General features: G+C 71.3%; 15 protein-coding genes. 8 read left to right on the top strand and 7 right to left on the bottom strand.

Annotation, left to right across the window (positions count from 1 at the left end):
• Nucleotides 1-988 (top strand): nucleotidyltransferase family protein (locus Q0741_RS20710; protein WP_298235086.1); only part of this gene is annotated, 988 nt, incomplete at its 5' end.
• A gap of 176 nt (nt 989-1,164) precedes the next feature.
• Nucleotides 1,165-1,374, top strand: a complete 210-nt coding sequence (locus Q0741_RS20705; protein WP_298235085.1) for a hypothetical protein — start codon at nt 1,165-1,167, stop codon at nt 1,372-1,374.
• A 21-nt stretch (nt 1,375-1,395) separates the two neighbouring features.
• Here Q0741_RS20705 and Q0741_RS20700 read toward each other — a convergent pair whose 3' ends face one another.
• The 3 genes from Q0741_RS20700 to Q0741_RS20690 all read right to left on the bottom strand — a co-directional run bounded on the left by Q0741_RS20700 (nt 1,396) and on the right by Q0741_RS20690 (nt 6,431).
• Nucleotides 1,396-3,426: a hypothetical protein gene (locus Q0741_RS20700; protein ID WP_298235084.1), complete on the bottom strand. Its 2,031-nt coding sequence runs from the start codon at nt 3,424-3,426 to the stop codon at nt 1,396-1,398.
• Between the two features lie 7 nt (nt 3,427-3,433).
• Nucleotides 3,434-4,666, bottom strand: a complete 1,233-nt coding sequence (locus tag Q0741_RS20695; RefSeq protein ID WP_298235083.1) for a pyridoxal-dependent decarboxylase, exosortase A system-associated — start codon at nt 4,664-4,666, stop codon at nt 3,434-3,436.
• 154 nt (nt 4,667-4,820) lie between these two features.
• A complete protein-coding gene (locus Q0741_RS20690) occupies nt 4,821-6,431 on the bottom strand; it encodes an acyl-CoA ligase (AMP-forming), exosortase A system-associated (protein WP_298235082.1) in 1,611 nt (536 codons plus the stop codon).
• Between the two features lie 332 nt (nt 6,432-6,763).
• Here Q0741_RS20690 and Q0741_RS20685 point away from each other — a divergent pair, with 332 nt between their 5' ends.
• From Q0741_RS20685 to Q0741_RS20660, 6 genes are all read left to right on the top strand, one after another.
• Nucleotides 6,764-7,015 carry an acyl carrier protein gene (locus Q0741_RS20685; RefSeq protein ID WP_298235081.1) on the top strand — a complete coding sequence of 84 codons (252 nt, stop codon included), beginning with the start codon at nt 6,764-6,766 and terminating at the stop codon, nt 7,013-7,015.
• Nucleotides 7,016-7,094: 79 nt separating this feature from the next.
• The gene (locus Q0741_RS20680; RefSeq protein ID WP_298235080.1) at nt 7,095-7,898 is read left to right on the top strand and encodes a hydrolase 2, exosortase A system-associated; all 804 of its coding nucleotides are present in this window, start codon (nt 7,095-7,097) and stop codon (nt 7,896-7,898) included.
• Nucleotides 7,895-8,872 (top strand): hydrolase 1, exosortase A system-associated, encoded by a 978-nt coding sequence (locus Q0741_RS20675; protein ID WP_298235079.1) that lies wholly within the window; start codon nt 7,895-7,897, stop codon nt 8,870-8,872. Before Q0741_RS20680 ends, Q0741_RS20675 begins: the two co-directional genes overlap by 4 nt.
• Nucleotides 8,872-10,155 carry a glycosyltransferase gene (locus Q0741_RS20670; protein WP_298235078.1) on the top strand — a complete coding sequence of 428 codons (1,284 nt, stop codon included), beginning with the start codon at nt 8,872-8,874 and terminating at the stop codon, nt 10,153-10,155. The genes Q0741_RS20675 and Q0741_RS20670 overlap by 1 nt, the downstream gene beginning before the upstream one ends.
• 42 nt (nt 10,156-10,197) lie before the next feature.
• Entirely contained in the window at nt 10,198-11,658 is a 1,461-nt protein-coding gene (locus Q0741_RS20665) for an oligosaccharide flippase family protein (protein ID WP_298235077.1), read from the top strand.
• Nucleotides 11,659-11,955: 297 nt separating this feature from the next.
• Complete coding sequence (locus Q0741_RS20660; RefSeq protein WP_298235076.1) at nt 11,956-13,833, top strand: hypothetical protein; 1,878 nt, start codon at nt 11,956-11,958, stop codon at nt 13,831-13,833.
• A gap of 61 nt (nt 13,834-13,894) precedes the next feature.
• Here the strand turns inward: Q0741_RS20660 and Q0741_RS20655 are convergent, their stop codons facing one another.
• The 4 genes from Q0741_RS20655 to Q0741_RS20640 all read right to left on the bottom strand — a co-directional run bounded on the left by Q0741_RS20655 (nt 13,895) and on the right by Q0741_RS20640 (nt 20,059).
• Nucleotides 13,895-16,012, bottom strand: coding sequence for a hypothetical protein (locus Q0741_RS20655; protein WP_298235075.1), 2,118 nt, complete (start codon nt 16,010-16,012; stop codon nt 13,895-13,897).
• Nucleotides 16,013-16,132: 120 nt separating this feature from the next.
• Nucleotides 16,133-17,647, bottom strand: a complete 1,515-nt coding sequence (locus tag Q0741_RS20650) for a hypothetical protein (protein ID WP_298235074.1) — start codon at nt 17,645-17,647, stop codon at nt 16,133-16,135.
• 5 nt (nt 17,648-17,652) lie between these two features.
• Nucleotides 17,653-18,705, bottom strand: a complete 1,053-nt coding sequence (locus tag Q0741_RS20645) for a polysaccharide deacetylase family protein (protein ID WP_298235073.1) — start codon at nt 18,703-18,705, stop codon at nt 17,653-17,655.
• A gap of 25 nt (nt 18,706-18,730) precedes the next feature.
• Entirely contained in the window at nt 18,731-20,059 is a 1,329-nt protein-coding gene (locus Q0741_RS20640) for a putative O-glycosylation ligase, exosortase A system-associated (RefSeq protein ID WP_298235072.1), read from the bottom strand.

Below are 20,059 nucleotides of genomic sequence, written 5' to 3'. Positions count from 1 at the left end.
GTTGCACGGCCGGCTGGCGCTGCGGCTGCAGGCGCTGGGGTTGCTGGAGGCGGTGCCCGAGGCGCCGCGCGCGCACCTGCACGCGGCGCTGCTGCTGGCGCGGGCGCAGCACGAGGAGATCCGGCGCGAGGCGCAGCACCTGCGCCGCGCGCTGGCGCCGCTGGGGCTGCCGCTGGTGCTGCTCAAGGGCGCGGCCTACGTGCTGGCCGGGCTGCCGGCGGCCGAGGGACGGCTGTTCTCCGACACCGACATCCTGGTGCCGCGCGAGCGGCTGGCCGAGGTGGAGTCGCAGCTGCAGCGGCACGGCTGGAACTTCGACCCCGATCTCAGCGCCTACGACCAGCACTACTACCGCGCCTGGACGCACGAGCTGCCCCCCATGACGCACCGCGACCGCTACACGGTGGTGGACGTGCACCACGGGCTGCTGCCCCAGACCGCGCGCCACCGGCCCGATCCCGCGCGGCTGCTGGCCGCCGCAGTGCCCACCGCGCTGGAGGGGGTGCGGGTGCTGGCGCCGGCGGACATGGTGCTGCACGCCATGACGCACCTGCTGCGCAACGAGGAGTTCAGCCACGGGCTGCGCGACCTCTGGGACATCGACGCGCTGCTGCGCCACTTCAGCGCCGGGACGCCGGCGTTCTGGCCGGCGCTGGCCGAGCGCGCACGCGAGCTGGGGCTGCTGCGCGAGCTGCACTACGGGCTGCGCGCCGCGCAGCGGCTGCTGGGCACGTCCGTACCGGCATCGGCGCTGCGTGCCGCGGCCGTCGCCGCGCCGGGCCCGGCGCTGCAGGCGCTGATGGATGCGCTGTGGGCGCGTGCGCTGCGCTGTCCGCATCCCGGGCTGCGCCTGCCCTTGACGGCGCCGGCGCTGGCGCTGCTGTACCTGCGCGCGCACGCGCTGCGCATGCCCCCGGGCCTGCTGCTGCGCCATGCCTGGGTCAAGACGCGGCTGCTGTGGCAGGACACGCCGGCGCCGCGTCCCTGAGCCGCCGTCCCCGGGGCGGCTGACCCCCCCACATCCGGTAGCCGTCGCACCGCGCCGCGACGGGAACATGCCCTGCTGCACGCCGCTCAGGACCTTCACACGGGCGGCGCCACCGGGCGCCATCGCGGTGCCCGGCCAGAGAGCGCAATGCAGGGAGCGCGGATGGGGGACGGGAAATGGTGTCGGCGTGGTGGCTGCTGGTGGCCTTCTGGATCGGCGGCGTGCTCGGCCTGGTGCTGGGCGCGCTGGCCGCCACGGCGCGGCACGCGCAGGACGAGGCGCAGGAGGAAGGCGAGCCCCTGGAGCGCTGGAGCGACGAACGCGGCGGCGCGCCGCCGCACGCCGGCAGCGGCGCGCGGCACGGGGGAACGGTGCCGCGGGGGTGAGCGCGGCGAGCCGCGCCAGCTCTAGGCCTTCCGCGACGGCGCCGCCTCCTCCAGCGGCAGCAGCAGCGCCGTCCACGGCAGCAGCCACAGCAGCCAGGCCACGCGCGGCATGTCCATCACGCCGCTGATCAGGCCCACCAGCAGGCCGCCGCACAGCGCCGCCCCCAGGAACACGCCGGATTCGGCCAGCTCGCCGCCCGCGCGCACCACGCGCGCCAGCCGCCACAGCGCCGCGGCCACGAGCGCCAGGAACAGCGCCAGCCCCGGCACGCCGCGCTCGATCAGCAGCTCCAGGTACAGGTTGTCGATGTGCCAGGGCGTGTAGTACTCCTGCGCCGTGGGCCACCAGTGCGCCAGCCCGTCGGAGAAGTCGCCGTTGCGCAGCAGCTGCTCGCCGCCGGCGTACAGCCGCATCTCGTCCACGCGCAGCGCGCCGGTGCGCACGGCCACCATGAACACGTGCATGCGCGGCAACGGCGGGCTGCTCAGCGGCGGGAAGCGCAGCACCGTCGTCAGCCGCGCGTCCACCGGCCCGGGCACCACCCGCAGCTGCCGCAGCTGGCAGCGCAGGTCGTAGAGCAGCCAGGACTCGCACACCTTCAACATCACCCAGCTCGGCACCTCGGCGCGCAGGCGCAGCTCCACGCGGTGCGGCCCGGGATGCACGGCCACGCGCTGCGCGAGCCCGTAGTAGCCGCGGGGATGCGCGCCGGGCTGGCGCCCGGTGAGCCGCACGCTCCCGTCCGGCTCCCACCGCGCGGTGCCGGAGAAGCCCGGGTGCCCCGCGGTGCCCGCGTAGCGCGCGGGCAGCCGCCCGGCGCCCAGGCCCAGCGCGAGATCGGCGTCCGAGCGCAGCAGCGCCAGCCCGCGGCCCCAATGCTCCAGGCGCGCCTGCAGGTCCATGCCGCTGGCGTTGAGGCGCTCGCGCATGAAGCTGCCGCCGCTGAACACGGCCACCACCTCGGCCACCAGCGTCACGGCCAGCGTCACGCCCGCGGCGGCGCGCCAGCCGATGCGCGTGAAGCGCCACACCGCCAGCGCCGCCAGCAGCCACAGCGCCAGCGTCACGGCCACGCCCGTGAGCTCCAGTTCCTCCGACACCGTCACCAGCAACAGCACCGCCACCACCGTGAGCGCGCCGGCCTGCAGCAGCCCGCGCAGCCGCCCCTGCCGCAGCCGCGACAGCGCCCGCCACGCCAGGGGCAGCAGCAGCGGCAGCGCCACGGCCCCGTACACGCCGCGCGAGAACGTGGTGAGCGCCGCGTAGATCAGCGCCACGGCCATCAGCGCCGCCAGGCACCACGGCAGCGGACGGCGCAGCCGCCACAGCGCCCACGCGGTGAAGGGCATGGCCAGCGCCACGTAGGCGTCGATGCCCGCGCCGCCCACGTTCATCTCCCAGAACGGCCCCGTGGTGCGGTAGCTGCTGCTGAACTGCAGCAGCCCCGCGTAGGCCGCGCGCTCCCACAGCACGGCGGCCAGGAACAACGCCGTGCCGGCCAGCATGCCCAGGCGCAGCCGCCGCAGCGCGCGCGCGGGCGCGGCCTGCAGCGCCACGTGCAGCGCGGGCAGCAGCAGCAGCACCCACAGCGCGGACTTGGCCAGGCGCCACGCGTTGAGCGGCTGCAGGAAGGCATCGAACCAGCCCGGAGCGCCGGGCGCGTCCAGCAGCCCGCGCCACAGCGCCAGCAGCGTCCACAGCCCCAGCGCCCCGGCCAGTGCCAGCACGGCGGCCGGCGGCGGCTTGCCGGCCTCGGCACGGCCCCGGGCGAGGTCCAGCGCCTGCCGCGCGTACACACCGGCGGCCGTGCCCAGCAGCAGCAGGTCGAACTCCTCCAGTGCCACCCAGCCGCTCCACGGCGCCAGGCTCGCCACCGGCAGCAGCGCCGGCAACAGCGCCAGCCAGGCCGTGGGCCACGCGAAGTTCAGCGTCCCCCAGGCCAGCACCAGCACCACGGCCACGCCGGGGCCCAAGGGGTGGTGCGCGGCGATGAACAGCGCCGCCGCGGCGGCGGCAGTGGAGAGGAAGGCGGCGGGGAGTACGGGCCTCAACCCCGCCTCACACCAGCACTTCCAGACACCCCGGATGGCTGAGGAAACCCTGCGGGCTGGCGCTGGCGCCGTAGGCGCCGGACTGGAACACCACCACCAAGTCGCCCTCGCCCGCTTCGGGCAGCGCCATGCGCTCGGCCAGCAGGTCCAGCGGCGTGCACAGCGGGCCCACCACCGAGACGCTTTCCGCCGCCGGCGCGTCCATGCGCGTGCCGATGGCCGCCGGGTAGTTCTTGCGCAGCACCTGGCCGAAGTTGCCCGAGGCCGCGAGGTGGTGGTGCAGCCCGCCGTCGGTGATCAGGAACACCTGCCCGCGCGAAACCTTGCGCTCCAGCACCCGCGCCACGTAGACGCCCGCCTCGCCCACCAGGTAGCGGCCCAGCTCCAGCACCAGCGCCGCCTGCGGCAGCTCGCGCGCGGCGCGCTCGGCCAGGCGCTGCAGGTTCTCCGCGATCGGGCCCAGCGCCAGCCGCTGCTCGCCGGGGAAGTACGGGATGCCGAAGCCGCCGCCCAGGTTCAGGCAGCGCACCGGCGCCGGGGCGTGCTCCGACAGCCGCAGCGCCAGCTCGTAGGACAGGCGCTGCGCCTCGCAGATCGCCTCGGCCTTGAGGTTCTGCGAGCCGGCGAAGAGGTGGAAGCCCTCGAAGGCCAGGCCCTCGCGCCCCAGCGTGCCCAGCAGCGCCGGCAGCCGCTCGGCGTCGATGCCGAAGGGTTTTGCACCGCCGCCCATGCGCATGCCCGAGCCCTTGAGCTCGAAGTCGGGGTTCACGCGCAGCGCCACGCGCGCGGGCAGGCCCAGCGATTGCGCGATGCCGGGCAGCAGCGCCAGCTCGCGCTCGGACTCGACGTTGAGCAGCACGCCCGCGGCCACCGCCTGGCGCAGCTCCGCCTCGCGCTTGCCCGGGCCGGCGAAGCTGATCTCGCGCGGGTCGGCGCCGGCGTCCAGCGCCACGCGCAGCTCGCCGGCGGAGGCCACGTCGATGCCGTCCACCAGCTGCGCCATGAGCGCCACCAGCGCCGGCATGGGGTTGGCCTTCATCGCGTAGTGCAGCTTCACCGCCGCGGGCAGCGCCGCGCGCAGCTCGGCCGCGCGCGCGCGCAGCAGGCCGCGGTCGTAGGCGTAGAAGGGCGTGGCACCCACGCGCTCGGCCAGCCGGCGCAGCGGCCAGCCGTTGACCAGCAGCTCGCCATCGCGCACGGCGAACTGCGACATGGGGGCATGGATGGGGGGTTGGGTCATGGATGCGGAAGAAAGCAAGGAGGTCAGACGGATTCCGTTCGTCCTGAGGTAAAGGATGAACGGCCCCCGCCGGGATGCCGCCATCGCAGCCTGTCGGGTTCGTACTTCGATCTCAGTACGAACGGGTCATTTCACGACCGAACTGAGCGCGGACTCAGCCCTCGGCAGCTTGCCGCCGTGCCCAGGCCTCGGCCAGGGCCTTGCGGTCGATCTTGCCGTTGGGGTTGCGCGGCAGCGGCCCGGCCACCACCTCCACCCCCGCCGGCACCATGTAGGCGGGCATGCGCCGGCGGCACTCGGCCAGCAGCGCGGCGGTGTCCACGCCGCCGGCACCCGCCGGCGCGGTAGCCACCACGCGGATGGCCTGCCCCAGCACCGGATGCTCCACGCCGAAGGCCGCGCATTCGCCCACCAGCCGCGTGGCGTACAGCTCCTCCTCCACCTCCGTCGGGCTGACACGGTAGCCGGAGGTCTTGATCATCTCGTCGCGCCGGCCCACGAAGTACAGGAAGCCGTCCGCGTCGCGCGTGACCGTGTCGCCGGAAAACACCGCGACCTCGCCCAGCGGCAGCGCACCCTCGCGCCCGGCCACGCCCGCGGGCAGCGGCTTGTAGCGCTCGGCGGTGCGCGCCGGGTCGTTCCAGTAGCCCAGACCCACCAGCGCGCCGCGGTGCACCAGCTCGCCCGGCTCGCCCGGCGCGCACTCGCTGCCGTCCTCGCGCAGCACCAGGATCTCGGCGTTGGGAATGGCGCGGCCGATGGAGTCGGGCCGGCGGTCCACTTCCTCCGGCGGCAGGTACGTGGAGCGGAAGGCCTCGGTCAGGCCGTACATCAGGAAGGGTTCAGCTTTGGGCACGCGCTCGCGCAGCAGCGCCAGCGTCTCGCGCGGCATGCGCCCGCCGGTGTTGGCGAAGTAGCGCAAGTGCTCGCCGATCGCCGCCGGCCAGGGCAGCGCCGCGAGCTGGATGTACAGCGGCGGCACAGCCGTCAACCCCGTGACGCGCTCGCGCTCCATGCAACGCAGCACGTCGCGCGGCAGCAGCCAGTTCAGCAGCTCCACGCGCGCGCCGGCGTGAAAGGCCGTGGTGAGCTGGCTGAAGCCCGCGTCGAAGGACAGCGGCAGCGCCGCCAGCAGCGTGTCCTCCGGGCGGTTGTCCAGGTAGGACGCGACGCTGGCCGCGCCGGCCACGAGGTTGCGGTGCGACAGCACCACGCCCTTGGGCCGCCCGGTGCTGCCGGAGGTGTAGAGGATGGCGGCCATGTCGGCGTCGATGACGCGGTGCCCGACGCGCGACGGCGCGTCGAGCAGCGCGTCCCAGGCGCTGAGCACCACGCCCGGCGGCAACGCCACCCCGGGCGGCACCGCGCCCGTGAGCACCACGTGGCGCAGGTCCGGGCAGCTCGGCAGCTGCGGCAACAGCAGCGGCAGCCGCTCGGGTGAGGTCACCAGCACCCGCACGTTGCAGTCGGCCAGGATGAAGCCGACCTGCGCCGGCTTGAGCAGCGGGTTCAGCGGCACGAACGCGCCGCCGGCCGCCGGCGCGCCGAAGCTCGCCACCACGGCCTCGAAGCGCTTCTCCAGCCAGATCGCCACGCGCTCGGCGCGCCGCAGGCCCAGCGCCATCAGCCCCGCAGCGAAACCCTGCACCCGCGCCTGCAGCGCGGCGTACTCCAGCACCCGCCCGCCCTGGCTCAGGGCCGGGGTCTCGGGCGCGCGCCACGCCGCGCAGGTGATCAATTCAGGCAACAAGGCGGCAGCAGGCATGCGCGGGATCTCTTCCCCAAACCCTCGGGCCAACCCCTTGGGCAGCCCCGGCAGCCCCGGGCTTGAGCCAGGGCAGGAATGGCGGATTTTGAGAAAAACTTTGAAGTATCCAATTATCGGGCCCAATTTCAAGCGCCCATGCTGGTGCAAAATTCCATGTTCGGCACCTGCTCCCGAGGGATCGCTGCGTCAAGCCGTGGTATCCCGTTTCGTCAGGGACGAAACCGGCCGCCGTGCCGGGATTTGGGACGCAGCCACCCTCTGCCTGTCACAGGTCACGGCGTCCCGGGCTTCGGGCGCGGTGGCCGTTGTTGGTCTAAGGAATTTCCCGCATGGACACTCAACAAGAAGTGCTCGCCCTGCTCGACGAGCTGCTCGGTCTGGGCGGACGCACTGCTGAATTCACCCGTGACACCCCGCTGCTGGGCGCGCTGCCCGAACTCGATTCGATGGGCGTGGTGGCCCTGCTGGGCGGCCTGGAAGAACGCTTCGGGCTGGTCCTGGCGGACGACGAGATCGAAGGCGCCACCTTCGCCACCGTGGGAACGCTGACGGACTTCGTCGCCGCGCGCCTGGCCGCCTGAGCACCGACCGCCGCGCCGCCTCGCGCCCCGCCCGCCTCTCGTGAGCACGACATCGCCCGAACCCGCACACCCTTTTTTCATGGGTTGGGGCGAGGGCCGGCGCTTTTGCCTGCACCACCGCGCCGCGGGCGGGCGGCCGCGCGCGCGCGTGCTGTACCTGCACCCGCTGGCCGAGGAGATGAACCGCAGCCGCCGCATGGCCGCGCTGCAGGCGCGGGCCCTGGCCGGCGCGGGCTTCGAAGTGCTGCAGATCGACCTGCACGGCTGCGGCGACAGCGCGGGCGACTTCGCCGATGCCTCCTGGCAAGGCTGGACGGCCGACGCGCTGCAGGCCTGCGAGTGGCTGCGCGCGCAACCCGGCGCCGCGCCGCTGTGGCTGTGGGGCCTGCGCGCGGGCGCGCTGCTGGCCGTGGAGGCCGCGCACGCGCTGCCGGTGTCGTGCAACCTGCTGCTGTGGCAGCCCCCGGCCAGCGGCGCGGCGGTGCTGCAGCAGTTCCTGCGGCTGCGCCTGGCCGAGGGTCTGGCCCAAGGCCAGGCCGGCGCGCTGATGAAGACCTTGCGCGCCCAGCTCGACGCCGGCCAGGCCGTGGAGGCCGCGGGCTACACCGTCTCCCCGGCGCTGGCGCACGGGCTGCAGGCCGCCACGCTGGTGCCCGTGCTCCCGCGCGCGGGCCGGCTGGCCTGGCTGGAGCTTGGCGGCAGCGAGCCCGCGGCGCCCTCCCCGGCCGCGCAACCCCTGATCGACGCCTGGAGCCGCGGTGGCTGGCAGGTGCACGCGCAACGGGTGCCCGGTCCGCCCTTCTGGGCCACCGCCGAAACCGAAACCGCGCCCGCCCTGCTGCAGGCCACGCTGCAGGCGCTGCACGACGAGGTGATGGCGTGAGCGTGGCCGCGTGGCGGGAGGATGCGCTGGCCTTCGACTGCCGGGGCCTGCAACTCGTGGGCGTGCTGGCCGGGCCGGCGCGAGCCGCGGGCTCCGACACGGGCGTGGTGATCGTCACCGGCGGGCCGCAGTACCGCGCCGGCGCGCACCGGCTGTTCGTGCGGCTGGCCCGCGCGCTGGCCGGCGCGGGGCATCCGGTGCTTCGCTTCGACCTGCGCGGCATGGGCGACAGCGAGGGCGACTTTCCCGGCTTCGAGCACACCGCGCCCGACATCGGCGCGGCCATCGAGGCGCTGCTCGCGCGCTGCCCGCAACTGCGCCGCGTCATGCTCTGGGGCCTGTGCGACGGCGCCTCCGCGGCGCTGCTGTACCTGCACGCCACGCGCGACGCGCGCGTGCGCGGCCTGTGCCTGGCCAACCCCTGGGTGCGCTCGGCGCAGAGCCTGGCGCGCACCCACGTCAAGCACTACTACGCGCGGCGGCTGCTGCAGCGCGGCTTCTGGCTCAAGCTGCTGCGCGGCGGCGTGGGCCTGGGCGCCGTGCGCGGCCTGCTGGGCAACCTCGGCACGGCGCTGCGCCGGCAGCGCGGCCCGGCGGGCCAGGCTGGCGCGCCGCCCGGCTTCGAGCAGCGCATGGCGCAGGCCTGGCACGCCTTCGACGGCGAGCTGCTGCTGCTGCTCAGCGGCAACGACTTCACGGCCCGGGAGTTCCTGGAGCGCTGCGCCGGCGACGCCACCTGGCACGCGGCGCTGCGGCATCCGCGCCTGGCGCAGGCCACGCTGCCCGAGGCCGACCACACCTTTTCCCGTGCCGCCGCGGCGGACTGGGTGCTGCGGACCACGCTGGCGTGGCTGCGCGCGCCGCAGCCCGCGCCGGCGGCCCCTGACGAATTCATGCCCTCACCTTCCGCGACCTCCATGGACCAGTCCACGCCGCGTTTTCCGTTGCCCACCCAGCCGAGCGAGGCGCAGTGATGAAGCGCGTGCTGATGGTGGCCTTCCACTTCCCGCCCTATGCCGTGAGCAGCGGCGTCCAGCGGACGCTGCGCTTCGTGCAGCACCTGCCGCGCTGTGGCTGGGAGCCCCTGGTGCTAAGCGCCTCGCCGATGGCCTACGGCGCCAACGCCGGCCCGGACCTGCTGGGCGAGATCCCGCCCGGCACCATCGTGCGCCGGGCCATCGCGCTGGACGCCTCGCGCCACCTGGCGGTGTTCGGGCGCTACATCGCCCGCACCGCGTGGCCCGACCGGTATGCGAGCTGGCGCTTCCATGCCGTGCGGGTGGGCATGGAATTGATCCGCCAGTACCGGCCCGACGCCATCTGGACCACGCACCCGATTCCGACGGCCCACCGCATCGGCGCGGAGCTGCAGCGCCGCAGCGGCCTGCCGTGGGTGGCCGATTTCCGCGATCCCATGGTGCAGCCGGGCGCGCCGGAGGACCCCAGCGCCCTGCCCAGCTGGCAGCGCATCGAGCGCGATACCGTGCGGCACGCGGCCGCCTGCGTGTTCACCACGCCCAGCGCCGCGCGCATGTACCGCGAGCGCTACCCCGAGGCGGCCACGCGCGTGAGCGTGCTGGAGAACGGCTACGACGAGGAGAGCTTCCTGAGCGCCGAGCGCGACCCGGGCTTCGACGCGGCCCAGCCCTTGGACCCGGCCGTGCCGGTGCTGGTGCACAGCGGCATCGTCTACCCGGCCCTGCGCGATCCCAAGCAACTGTTCGTGGCCGTGGAGCAACTGCAGCGGGCCGGACGCATCCGCCCCGGCGACTTCAGGCTGCGCTTCCGCGCCCCCGTGCACGAGGACCTGCTGCACCGCCTGGCGCAGGAGCACGGCGTGGAAGCCTTCGTCGAGGTCGCCCCGCAGATTCCGTACCGCGCGGCCATGCAGGAGATGCTGCGTGCCGACGGCCTGCTGGTGCTGCAGGGCAGCGCCTGCAACGGGCAGGTGCCGGCCAAGCTCTACGAGTACTTCCGCGCGCGCCGCCCCGTCGTCGCGCTGACCGACCCCGCCGGGGACACCGCCGCCGCGCTGCGGCGCGCCGGCGTGGACACCGTGGCGCGGCTCGACGACGCGGCCGACATCGCCGCGCTGCTGCTGCGCATCCGCGACGGCCTGCGCGGCGGCACGCCCGTGGGCGGGCTCGCCAGCTCGGTGCAGGAGCACTCGCGCCGCGGGCGCACCGCGGTGCTGGCCCAGCTGCTGGACTCGCTGACCGCTGCCCAGGCACAGCCCGCGCTGGCCCGCGGCGCCTGAGCCCGTCCCGTCCGCCGCCACAGCCCGCCGCCGCGCCGCCGAATGTCCATCCGCAAATCCCTCGCGTACTCGCTCATCGACCGCTACGCCAGCCTGGCCATCAACATCGTCTCCACGATGATCCTGGCGCGGCTGCTGACGCCGGACGACGTGGGGGCCTTCTCGGTCACGATGGTCATCATCGCGATGATGGCCAACGTGCGCGACCTGGGCGCGGGCCAATACCTGGTGCAGGAGAAGGAGCTCACGCACGAGCGCATCCGCGCGGTGTGGGCGGTGCAGCTGGGGCTGGGCGTGCTGCTGGCGCTGGTGGTGCTGGCGCTGAGCGTGCCGGCAAGCCTGTTCTACAACGACACGCGCGTGCGCGACGTCATGTTCGTGCTGGCCGTCGGTTACCTGGTCAACCCCTTCGGCTCCGTGACCTATGCCTGGCTGATGCGCGAGATGCGCTACGACGCCACGGCCGTCATCCGCCTGTCCTACACCCTGGCCAGCGCCGGGACGTCGATCTTCCTGGCCTGGCGCGGCTTCGGCACCATGAGCCTGGCCTGGGGCAGCCTGGCGGGCACCGTGGCCAACGCGCTGGTGGCCACGCTCTACCGGCCCCACGGCTACCCCTGGCTGCCCGGGCTGCGCGAGGTGCGCAAGGTGCTGTCCTTCGGCACCCGCATCACGGGGTCGTCGCTGGCCACCACGCTGGCCAAGGGCGCACCGGAGTTCTTCCTGGGCAAGCTGCAGTCGCTGACCGCGGCGGGCTTCTACTCCCGCGCCAACGGCATGGTGGCGCTGTTCAACCGCCTGGTGTTCGACGCGGCCTCCGTGGTGGCGACCTCGGGCTTCGCCAAGCAGATGCGCGAGTCCAAGGACCTGCGCGAGCCTTTCCTGCTGGGCACGGCGCACGTACTGGCGCTGTGCTGGGCCTTCGCGGGCGCGCTGGCCTTCCTGGCCTCGCCGCTGACGCGGCTGCTCTACGGGCCGCAGTGGGAGCCCTCGGCCGAGCTGGCGCGCTGGCTGGCGGGCGCGCTGGCGCTGGCCGCGCCGGTGCCGCTGTGCCTGTCGGCGCTCACGGGCACCGGCGCCGCGGCGCTGGCGCTGCGCGCCAGCCTGCTCAGCGCCGCCGTGGCCGTGCCGCTGTACCTGCTGGGCGCCAGCCAGGGGCTGCAGGCCATGGGCGCCGCGGCGCTGGCCGCCGAGGGCGCGGGAACGCTGTTCTGGCTCGGCAGCGCGCGCAGCGTCGTCGGCTTCAGCTGGTCCTCCCTGGCTGTCGTCGCCGGGCGAAGCGCCGTGGTGGGTGCGTGCGCATCGGTCGGCCCGGCGCTGGTCTACGCGGCGTATGGACGCGCCCAGGACCGCACCGTCACGGCGCTGCTGCTGGGCGCGGCCGGCTCGGCCGTGGGCTTCCTCGCCGGCCTGCTGCTCGCGCGCCACCCGCTGCTCGGAGAGTTGCGGCGCCTGCTGCGGCGCAAGGCGCCAGAGGCCCACCAGGCACAGCCGGGCCGGTGAGGCCGCAACCGCCACGGCGGCGCGCCGCCTGTTCCGGCAATTTTTCGCAAAGGCCAGGCATTTGCGCGCCTTTCCGGTCTTTTTCTTGCCTTTCAACGGAAAATATTATGGTTCTTGGGTATATACCCTGACCTGAAGTGCAAATTCCGGGATCGTGGCGCAAATGATCTCCAGGCCGTGTGGCACACCCTTGCCCGGCATTTGCCCACCCGGCGGCGACCGATGAAAATACTGCCCGCGAAATATTGGCGGGCGCCCGCGTAATTTGTGGGCGGGGTGCTTGAATATATTCAGCCTATGAGCGAATTTCTTGTCATTGCAGGTCGCTGCGCGGCGGACCGCGGCACGCTGGCTCGTGCCGGCATCGTGCTCGACAACCTCGACCGCCAAGTGTGCGCGACGGCATCGGCGCCCGGATCGGCGGCGTTTGCCGTTGCGCGCATGAACGGCACGGGGGCGCTGATCGCGCGGGACGAGGCCTGCGGCGACTGGCTTATCGCCTCGGGGACCTGGTTCCATTCGAGTGGCCTGTGCAGCGGCGACGAGCAGGCCCTGCTGGCGCGCGTGCGCAGCGACGGCGCGGCCCGGGTGGCGCGTGAGCTTGAAGGGTTCTTCGCCATCCTCCATGGCGACGCGGCCACGGGCAGCGTCACGGTGATCGGCGACGTCGCGGGCTCCTGCCACTGTTATGTCCGCGATATCGAAGGCGGTGTCGCCATTTCGACCTCCGCTGCCTGCCTGGCCGCGCTGGGCCCGGCCTCGCTCGATCCGGTCGCCACGGCCGAGTTTCTGGCCACGGGCATCATTTTCGAAGACCGGTCACTGTGGTCGGAGGTCCGCAAATTCGCGCCGGCCTGTTTGAGCACTTATGCCGGCGGCCGTTGGAGTGAGCAGCCGGCGTACTGGAGCATTCGCGACATCACGCCGGAGCGCTACGGCCTGGCGGAGGCGGCTGATGCGATCGGCGCGGCCATGGCCGGCGCCGCACGCCGCATCGCGGGCCGTTTTCCCCGGGTCCTGTGCGACGTCACGGGCGGGTATGACTCGCGGGCGACCATCGCCGGCTTCCTGGCGTCGGGGCTGCCGATCGGTGCCACCGTGTCCGGTGCGGCGGACAGTGGGGATGTCCTGATCTCGAAGGCGATCGCCGCCAGGTTCGGCCTGCCCCATCGCCATGCGGGCCCCGGCGGCGTGCCCAGCGCGGCGGCGATCGGTGCCGCGTTCCGTTGCTCCGACGGCCAGTACGACCTGATCGAGTACGCCCAGATCGCGTCAACCCACGCGGCACAGTCGCGGGACAACGACATCGGCATCAGCGGCTCCTACGGCGAACTGGCGCGGGCCTACTGGTGGGAGCTGCTCTTTCCCTCGATCGGCAAGCGCGAGCCCGTGGACGCCGACCGCATCGCCGCCGCCCGGATCGGCGCGGCCGCCTGGGATGCGGGGCTGATCGCCGGCGCCGCGCGCGTGGAGCTGGTGCCGCACCTGGCCGAGGTCATCAGGCGGGCCAACCGCGGGCTGGAGGACCGGCCCAACACCACGCAGATGGACAACGTGTACTTCTCGCTGCGCATGCAGCGCTGGCACGGCCGGATCGCGAGCAGCACGGACCACATCTGGCCGTGCCTGTCGCCGTACATGCTGAAGTCGGTACTGGTGCCGGTACTGGAGACACGGGCCCAGGCGCGCATGCGCAGCCTGGTCGTGCGCGAGATGCTGGAGCGCCAGGTGCCGGCCCTGGCGGCGATCCCCATGGAGCATGGCTATCCCGCGCTGCGGGCCCGCCTGACGAACCTGCATCGCTTCTGGCCGGTCGTGCCCCACTACGCGGGCCGCGTGGCTCACAAGCTCGCGCGCCTGGCCGGTGTCGGGCAGCGCGCCGGTGCCGTGCGGCAGGAGCCCATGGCCGTGCTGCTGGGCCGGGACGAGGCGCTGCGCGCGCAGCTCGCGTTCCCGGCCTTCCGCGGCTCCGGCATCGCCGACGAAGGCGGGCTCGACCGCTTCTTGTCGAATGCCAGCGGAGCGGCTTTCGGGTTCAACGGCCAGTTCTGCCGCCTGTTCTCGATCGAGGTCGCGCTGGAGGCGGTTGCGCGCGCACGGGCCAAGGCGGCCCCAGGGGGCAGCCCGGCGGCTGTGCCGCGCGCAGCCTCGGTGGGCAGTTCGCAGGCGGTGTAAGCGGACCGGCCTGCCGCGGCGAAGTCATCGCGGCGGTTCAGCGCCGTCGCCGGTATCGGGATCAGGGCACGGAGCGCGGATACACGCTCCACACGGGGTGGTTGTCGAAGTCGCGCGCCAGCTTGGGGTAAGTGGGCGACGAGGTCACGCGCTGCCAAGCCTTGGCCGCGCCTTCGGCCCGCAGGTCCACCGCGTAGGCCAGGGCCGGCATCAGGGCGCCCCAGTAGGCCGTGGCGCTCCCGGGATACCCGCTCACCATGGCATCGCCCGGCTCGCCGGCCGTGGGCAGCCCCATGGCCCGTGCCACCTCGCCCCAGGAGGCGTACCAGGGGCCCGTGCCGTTGGCCCAGTCCGTCTTCACGCGGGGCGCGAAGGGAATCCTGTACTGCGCGGCATGGGGAAAGGCGTATTCGCCGCTGCCGCTGCCGCCCAGGCGCCCGACGATGGAGCGGGCCTTCCAGGCCAGGAAGGCATCCAGCCTGGGCTGCAGCGCGGTGTCGTGCACCTTGAGCTCGCTGACGTAGGCCCATGCCGCCGTGAAGAAATCCTCCATCCAGATCGCCCCCATCCAGGGATCGGTCGGAAAGTAGGGGGCGTAAGGCTCCACGATGCCCAGCGGACTGGAGGGCCTGGTGACGTAGCGGTCGTGGTAATAGCCGATGTTGGCATTGAGGCTCGCCACGAGCTCCGCGCGCCACGGATCGCTGTCCGGCGTCACGGCCGCGGCTTGGGCGAGCGATCGCAGGGCCCAGGCCGCGCCGCGCGTGGTGAGCGCACCGGAGCTGGACTGCAGGATGCCCTTGGACCCGAAGCGCTGCACGTCGTTGTTCTTGAGGTAATTGGCCGTGGCCACGAACTGGCTTTCTTCCAGGAAGTAGTTCCAGCCGCTGACCAGATAGGCCATGTAACCCATCGAGGGATGGTGCGACGTCGTAAAGGGCGGTGGCACCCCGCCCACGGCCGCCGGCGTGACCTGGCCGGCGGAAGAACTGCTGAGACCAGTCACTCCCGAACCACCCCCCATGGTCAGCTTGGGATGACGGGAAAAAGCCAGCGGGCGCTGCGTCTTCTCGTCGCGGTAGTGGATGCCGTAGCGCCCGGCCGCGTAGGCGTTGATGAGCACGCTGCGCCACGCGCGCACGTCGGCGCCCGTGGACAGGTAGGCCACGTCCCATTCCGGCAGCAACCCGATGGAGGCGTGGTAACCCACCGTGCCCATGGCCTGCGGGTAGGCGGCCTGAGCCAGCGGCGTGTAGCTCGTGGGCAGGCGACCGTACAGCGGACTCCGCGGGGGCGTGACGGCGCTGTACCGGGGCACCAGGCGGGTGGCCATGAAGTACGCGACGTCATGCCGGGGCACGATCCGCGGATCGGCGCCGGCCCAGTGCGTGAGCTGCGTGCCCTCGGCCAGCACCGCGCGCTGGTGGTTGAGCAGCGTCAGCGGCTGCGAGAAGCGCTGGGTGCCGCCCAGCGTGAACGTGGCCGTGCCGCTCCTCTCGCCGCTTCCGGGCACGTTGAGATGGCCGTTTTCGATCCACGGCAGCACCTCCACGTGCCCGCCCTGGTAGCTGCGCACCTCCAGCCAGGCCACCAGGTGCGCGTCCGTGCCGATGGGCTTGCGGTAGGTCCAGGCGCTCATCTGCGGTCCGGCCACCAGTGTCCGAGCCGGCGTGTCCCAGTCCTTGCCCGTCCAGCCCGCCACGCCGTAACTGCCGAACGACACGTTGGCCGAAAGGCCGGCTCTGGCGAGGCTGTCCGGCTTCACCACCGGGCCCGGCGCCGGCGTATCGCCCACACCCAGCAGCAGCTTGCGGCCCAGGCCAGCCTTCATGTCCACACGCCCGGACAGGAGGACGAACTTCGCGCTGCCGTCGGGCCAGCGGTTCTGCACCACGCACTGCAAGTCGGGCACGTCCGCAGCCGCCAGCAGCGCTCCCTCGCGCAGCTGCCCCTGGCGCAAGGGCTGCCCCACCGTGAAAGGCAGCAGCTTGCCGTCCACGCCGCCGTGGAGTTCCAGGCTCAGCACCGCGGGGCCGTTGTCCGGGCTGGAGGCCGCCGCGGGTGCGGGTGCCGCCGCACCCGCAGCGCCTGCAGCCGTCAGGCCGCAGGGGCCCAGCAACACGGCCGGCAGCAACAGGGACGGCACGGCGCCGCGCAGGCGGTTCAGGCAGGAAGTCATGCATCTGCTCCAAGCGGAAGCGGTTGTAGGCGTTGTTGGTCCGGCGCCGGCCTCGGCCACGCCACCTCACAGGCGCAACGGGCGTTCACGGAGCCCCGTGCCCCATGGGCAGGCCGCGGCTCATGGCGCCCGCGCGGTCGTGCCCGCTTGGGCACAGGGCACGCGGCTGCTCATGGCACCCGGCACGACCGAGGCCGTGCGCGGCGTGCCGCAGAAGTCGGCCGCGACGCCGGGCAGCGCCGCGCCCCGCGGGTGCGCCAGGGGCTCGGCCGGCTCCAGCAGCAGCCCATCGATCCGCTCCCGGCCGCCCGGCAGCGCGGAACCGGGCACGTTGTCCGCCTCCTGCATGACCCCGCCGTCACGGGCGCGGATGCGGCCTTCGACGATGTTGAACTGGACCCGGGCGTCGGCCGGCGGCACGCGCACCTCCACGCCCCCCGTGTTGATCAGCGTGTTGTGGGCCACGCCGGTGCCCCTGGAGCGGAAGACGTAAATGCCCGAATCGTTGCAGTGCGCAACTATGTTGTTCGCCACCAGGCCGGCCTCGTGCTCGACCTCGCAGCGGCCGTCGCGGCAGTACGAAGCCTCGGTGCCACCACCGCCGAAGGACAGCCCGGCGCGCGTGCCCCGCTGCGAGATGTCCTGCGTGGTGCAGATCACCAGGTTGCGCTCCATGCGGCCGTCGCGTCCGCCGCCCTTCATGAACGCGCCGAAGGAGACGCCATTGCCCTGCGCCTTGACGAAATTGGCGATCACGTTGTCCGTGAGCTGCCAGCCGCTGGCGCCCACGACGTCCACCAGCGTCACGGGCTTGTGGGTCTGGCGCGGGGTGCTGTTGCGCAGGGTGTTGAACTGCAGCAGCCCATCGTCGGGCCACTGGCCGCCCTGGCCGTTGACCTTGACATGCGCGTTGAAGTCCTCGATGAGGTTGTTGCGCAGCACCGTGGAGCGCGCCGCGCCCACCACGTGGAAGGCGTGCTCGCATTCCTCATGGCGGCCGCACGTGCCGCGCAGGTGCAGGTTCTCGAACACCCAGTACGGATGGGCCACGGACACGGCCTCGACGGTGTGGAACTCCAGCGTCACGGCGCCGGGGCGCTGTGCCGTCACGACGATGGGCGCCCATGCCGTGCCGCCGGCGCGGGTGCGCAGCGGGGTGTTGAAGCGGTAACGCCCGCTGGCGATCACCAGGCGCTGTCCAGGCCGGGCGCGCTGGAAGGCCGCGGCGATCTCGCCCTCGCTGTACAGCAGCACGTCGTTCGCCGAGGGCTCGGCCACAACCGCCTGCGCCTGCGCAGGCGGCAGCGGCACGGCGCCACCGCGCTCGCCGTACCGTACCGGTGCCAGGGGCTGCGGCTGCTGCCCTTTGCCCAGGGCGGGCAGCAGGCCCGGCACGGGGCGCTCGAGGTGTGCCTGTGCCGTGCGCAGCAGCGGCAGCAGCAGCCACTCCAGCCGCGGATGGCCTTCGAGTCGCCGCTGGGCGTGGCGCAGCAGCTCGCCCGGCGTTCGCTGCTGCAGCGCCTGCGCCATCCGGCGCGGGTCCTGGTCCAGTACTACCGACGCGGTGCCCAAGGCGGCGCCGGCCAGCAGCACCAGCACGCCCACGCATGCCAGCAGCCGAAAGGGCCATCGCATGTTCATCATTTCCCCAAGGTGGCTGGCGGCGTAGGTTCCGTACCGGCGCGCACGTGCGCGCTCGGCCGCTGGTCGTGTGGCCGTTCCGCCGTCCCACGCGACCGCGGCGCGCGCCGCAGGTTGGCCGCCATGCGCAGCCCGAAGCGCAGCCGCGTGCGGTCCCAAGGCATGAAGCGCGGGATGAAATAGGGGTCGGTGTCCGCCCCGGCACTGCCCCAATCCGTGGTGACGCCCGCCTTGAACCCCGCTTCGCGCACGATCTCGACGGCCTGCGCATCGAAGTCCACGCCCCAGCGGCCGTTCGGATAGGCGAACAGCTCCACCGTGTCGCCAACCAGCGTCTCCAGCACCCGCTTGCTGCCGAGCACCTCGTCACGCACCTGCGATGCCGGCAAGCCGGTCAGGATCGGGTGCGACAGGGTGTGCGAGCCGATCTGCATGCCGGCGCGGTGCAGACCGCGCACCTGCTCCGAGCTCAGCATCAGCCGCGGCGACGGCAGCACGCCGGCATGCCGCGCCACCAGGTGCGCCAGTTCATGCCGCTGCTCCACGCCCCGGTACTTCAGCGCCTGGGTGATGCTGTGAAAGGCGGTACGCCTTTGCTCCACGGTGCCGGTCGCGTACCGCAGCAAGTGCGGCTCTCCCAGCGACCGAAGGTCCAGCGACGAGAGTGAGGTACGACGCAACGCCTCCTCCACCAGATCGTTCCACATGCACCCGCCGTCGAGCACGCTGGTCGTGATGAAAAAGGTGGCGCGGAACCCATGGCGCACCAGGATGGGCAACGCCACCTCGTAGTTGTCGGCGTAGCCATCGTCGAAGGTGATGGCCAGGGCGCGGGCCGGCAAGGTGCGCGCGGCCAGGCGATGCACGGCCTCGTCCAGCGCGATCACGTTGAACAGTTGCTGCAGCCAGCCGCACAGGCGCTCGAACGCCGCGGCATCGAGCTCGTCAGGGCACATCGGGTCCGGCACAGGCAGCACCCGATGCAGGATGAGCACGCTCAGCCGGCCCCTCTCCCCCGCTGGAGACAGGTGCTCCAGTAAGCGTTTCAACATCGTTCTTAACCTGCCTTGCCCGGTTTCAAGCCCCGCCAAGTCGTCTCTGTTGCTTATAAGACATTTCGTATTCAGCGAATATGGTTCCACGCAAGATTGCGCTCAATGCAAAAAGCATGTACACCATATCAAAATATGCAAAACTTAGCGTCAGCCCGCCCACACAAAATACAAACAAGCTCAACTGCAACACCACCGCGGCATCCATCATCCATGGTGGCGCACCAATCTTTCTTCCTTGCTTGATGACATATCCGTTTTTCACGAAGCACAAAGCAATGATCGAAAGGTAAATAAGAAGCCCAATAGGCCCATGGTCCCCCAACAACTGAAAATACACACTATGAGCCGCACGCGCCACGGGCCCGGGAAATGCGTCACCCGTATCAAACCATGAGAACTCATCCCAGCGCATGGCCAGCATATTCCAGTTAGGCGTATTCTCGATGGCCTTGAAGCCGCCACCAAAAATCGGCCGTTCCGTGACCATGATCGTGGTCAACTTCCACGCAATCACTCTGCCCATGAAGGAGGAGTCATTGTCCGCCTTCTGAATGGTATTCATTCGATCAAACCACTTGTCGGACAAAAACTGCATGGCCACGGCTGCGCACAACCCTCCCAGTATCAGCAGCAGTACCTTGTGCTTGCTTTTCTTGAACAGGTAAGCAGCCAATGCCATCAATGCAACGAACCCACCCCGGGAGTTGGTACCCAATATTGAGAGCACGAGCAGCAGCACCACGCCCAACAGACCCAGCGTGACGATCTTGGATTTGGCTCCATATTGGTTACGCAAATAGAGAGCCACGGGAATCGTCATGCTGAAAGCAATGGACAATTCATTCCGATCCTGCAACGAGTGAGTAGGTAGTCCCACGATGGCGTGGCCTCCACCCGAAGCGACCCACTTGAGCCCCTCCACCACCGCAAAGAAACCGACCGAAAAAATAATACACCACAACATGAAATCAAAGTGAATTTTCTTTCTTATGATCAAGACCGCAAAATAAGCCGGAATAAGTATCTTGACCACGCGAAACCAAAAATCCCAAACAATATCCCGATCATGAAGCGCAAATATTGAAGTAATAGTGGTCCATACAAAAAATACCGTCAACACCCCCATGATGGCATCAAACTTGAACTTTCCCTTGGATTCACTCCTTCCATAGGTAATGAACATTATAAGGGCCAGAATAAGATTTACTCGAATGGAATTTGCAAACCCATACATCCAACCGTTTGGAAAAAGAAGCGTGGTCCACATGTTCAAGCCGAGGGCAATGAACGGACGTTGCCAGGCCGCATAAAGTATCAGCGGCAATACCAAGACAAAAGCGAGATCACGCAT

The organism is uncultured Azohydromonas sp. (assembly GCF_937926365.1).
In the GTDB taxonomy this organism is placed as follows: domain Bacteria; phylum Pseudomonadota; class Gammaproteobacteria; order Burkholderiales; family Burkholderiaceae_C; genus Azohydromonas.
Note: the sequence above shows the minus strand (reverse complement) of the source record. Positions and strands in the feature narration are given on the sequence as shown.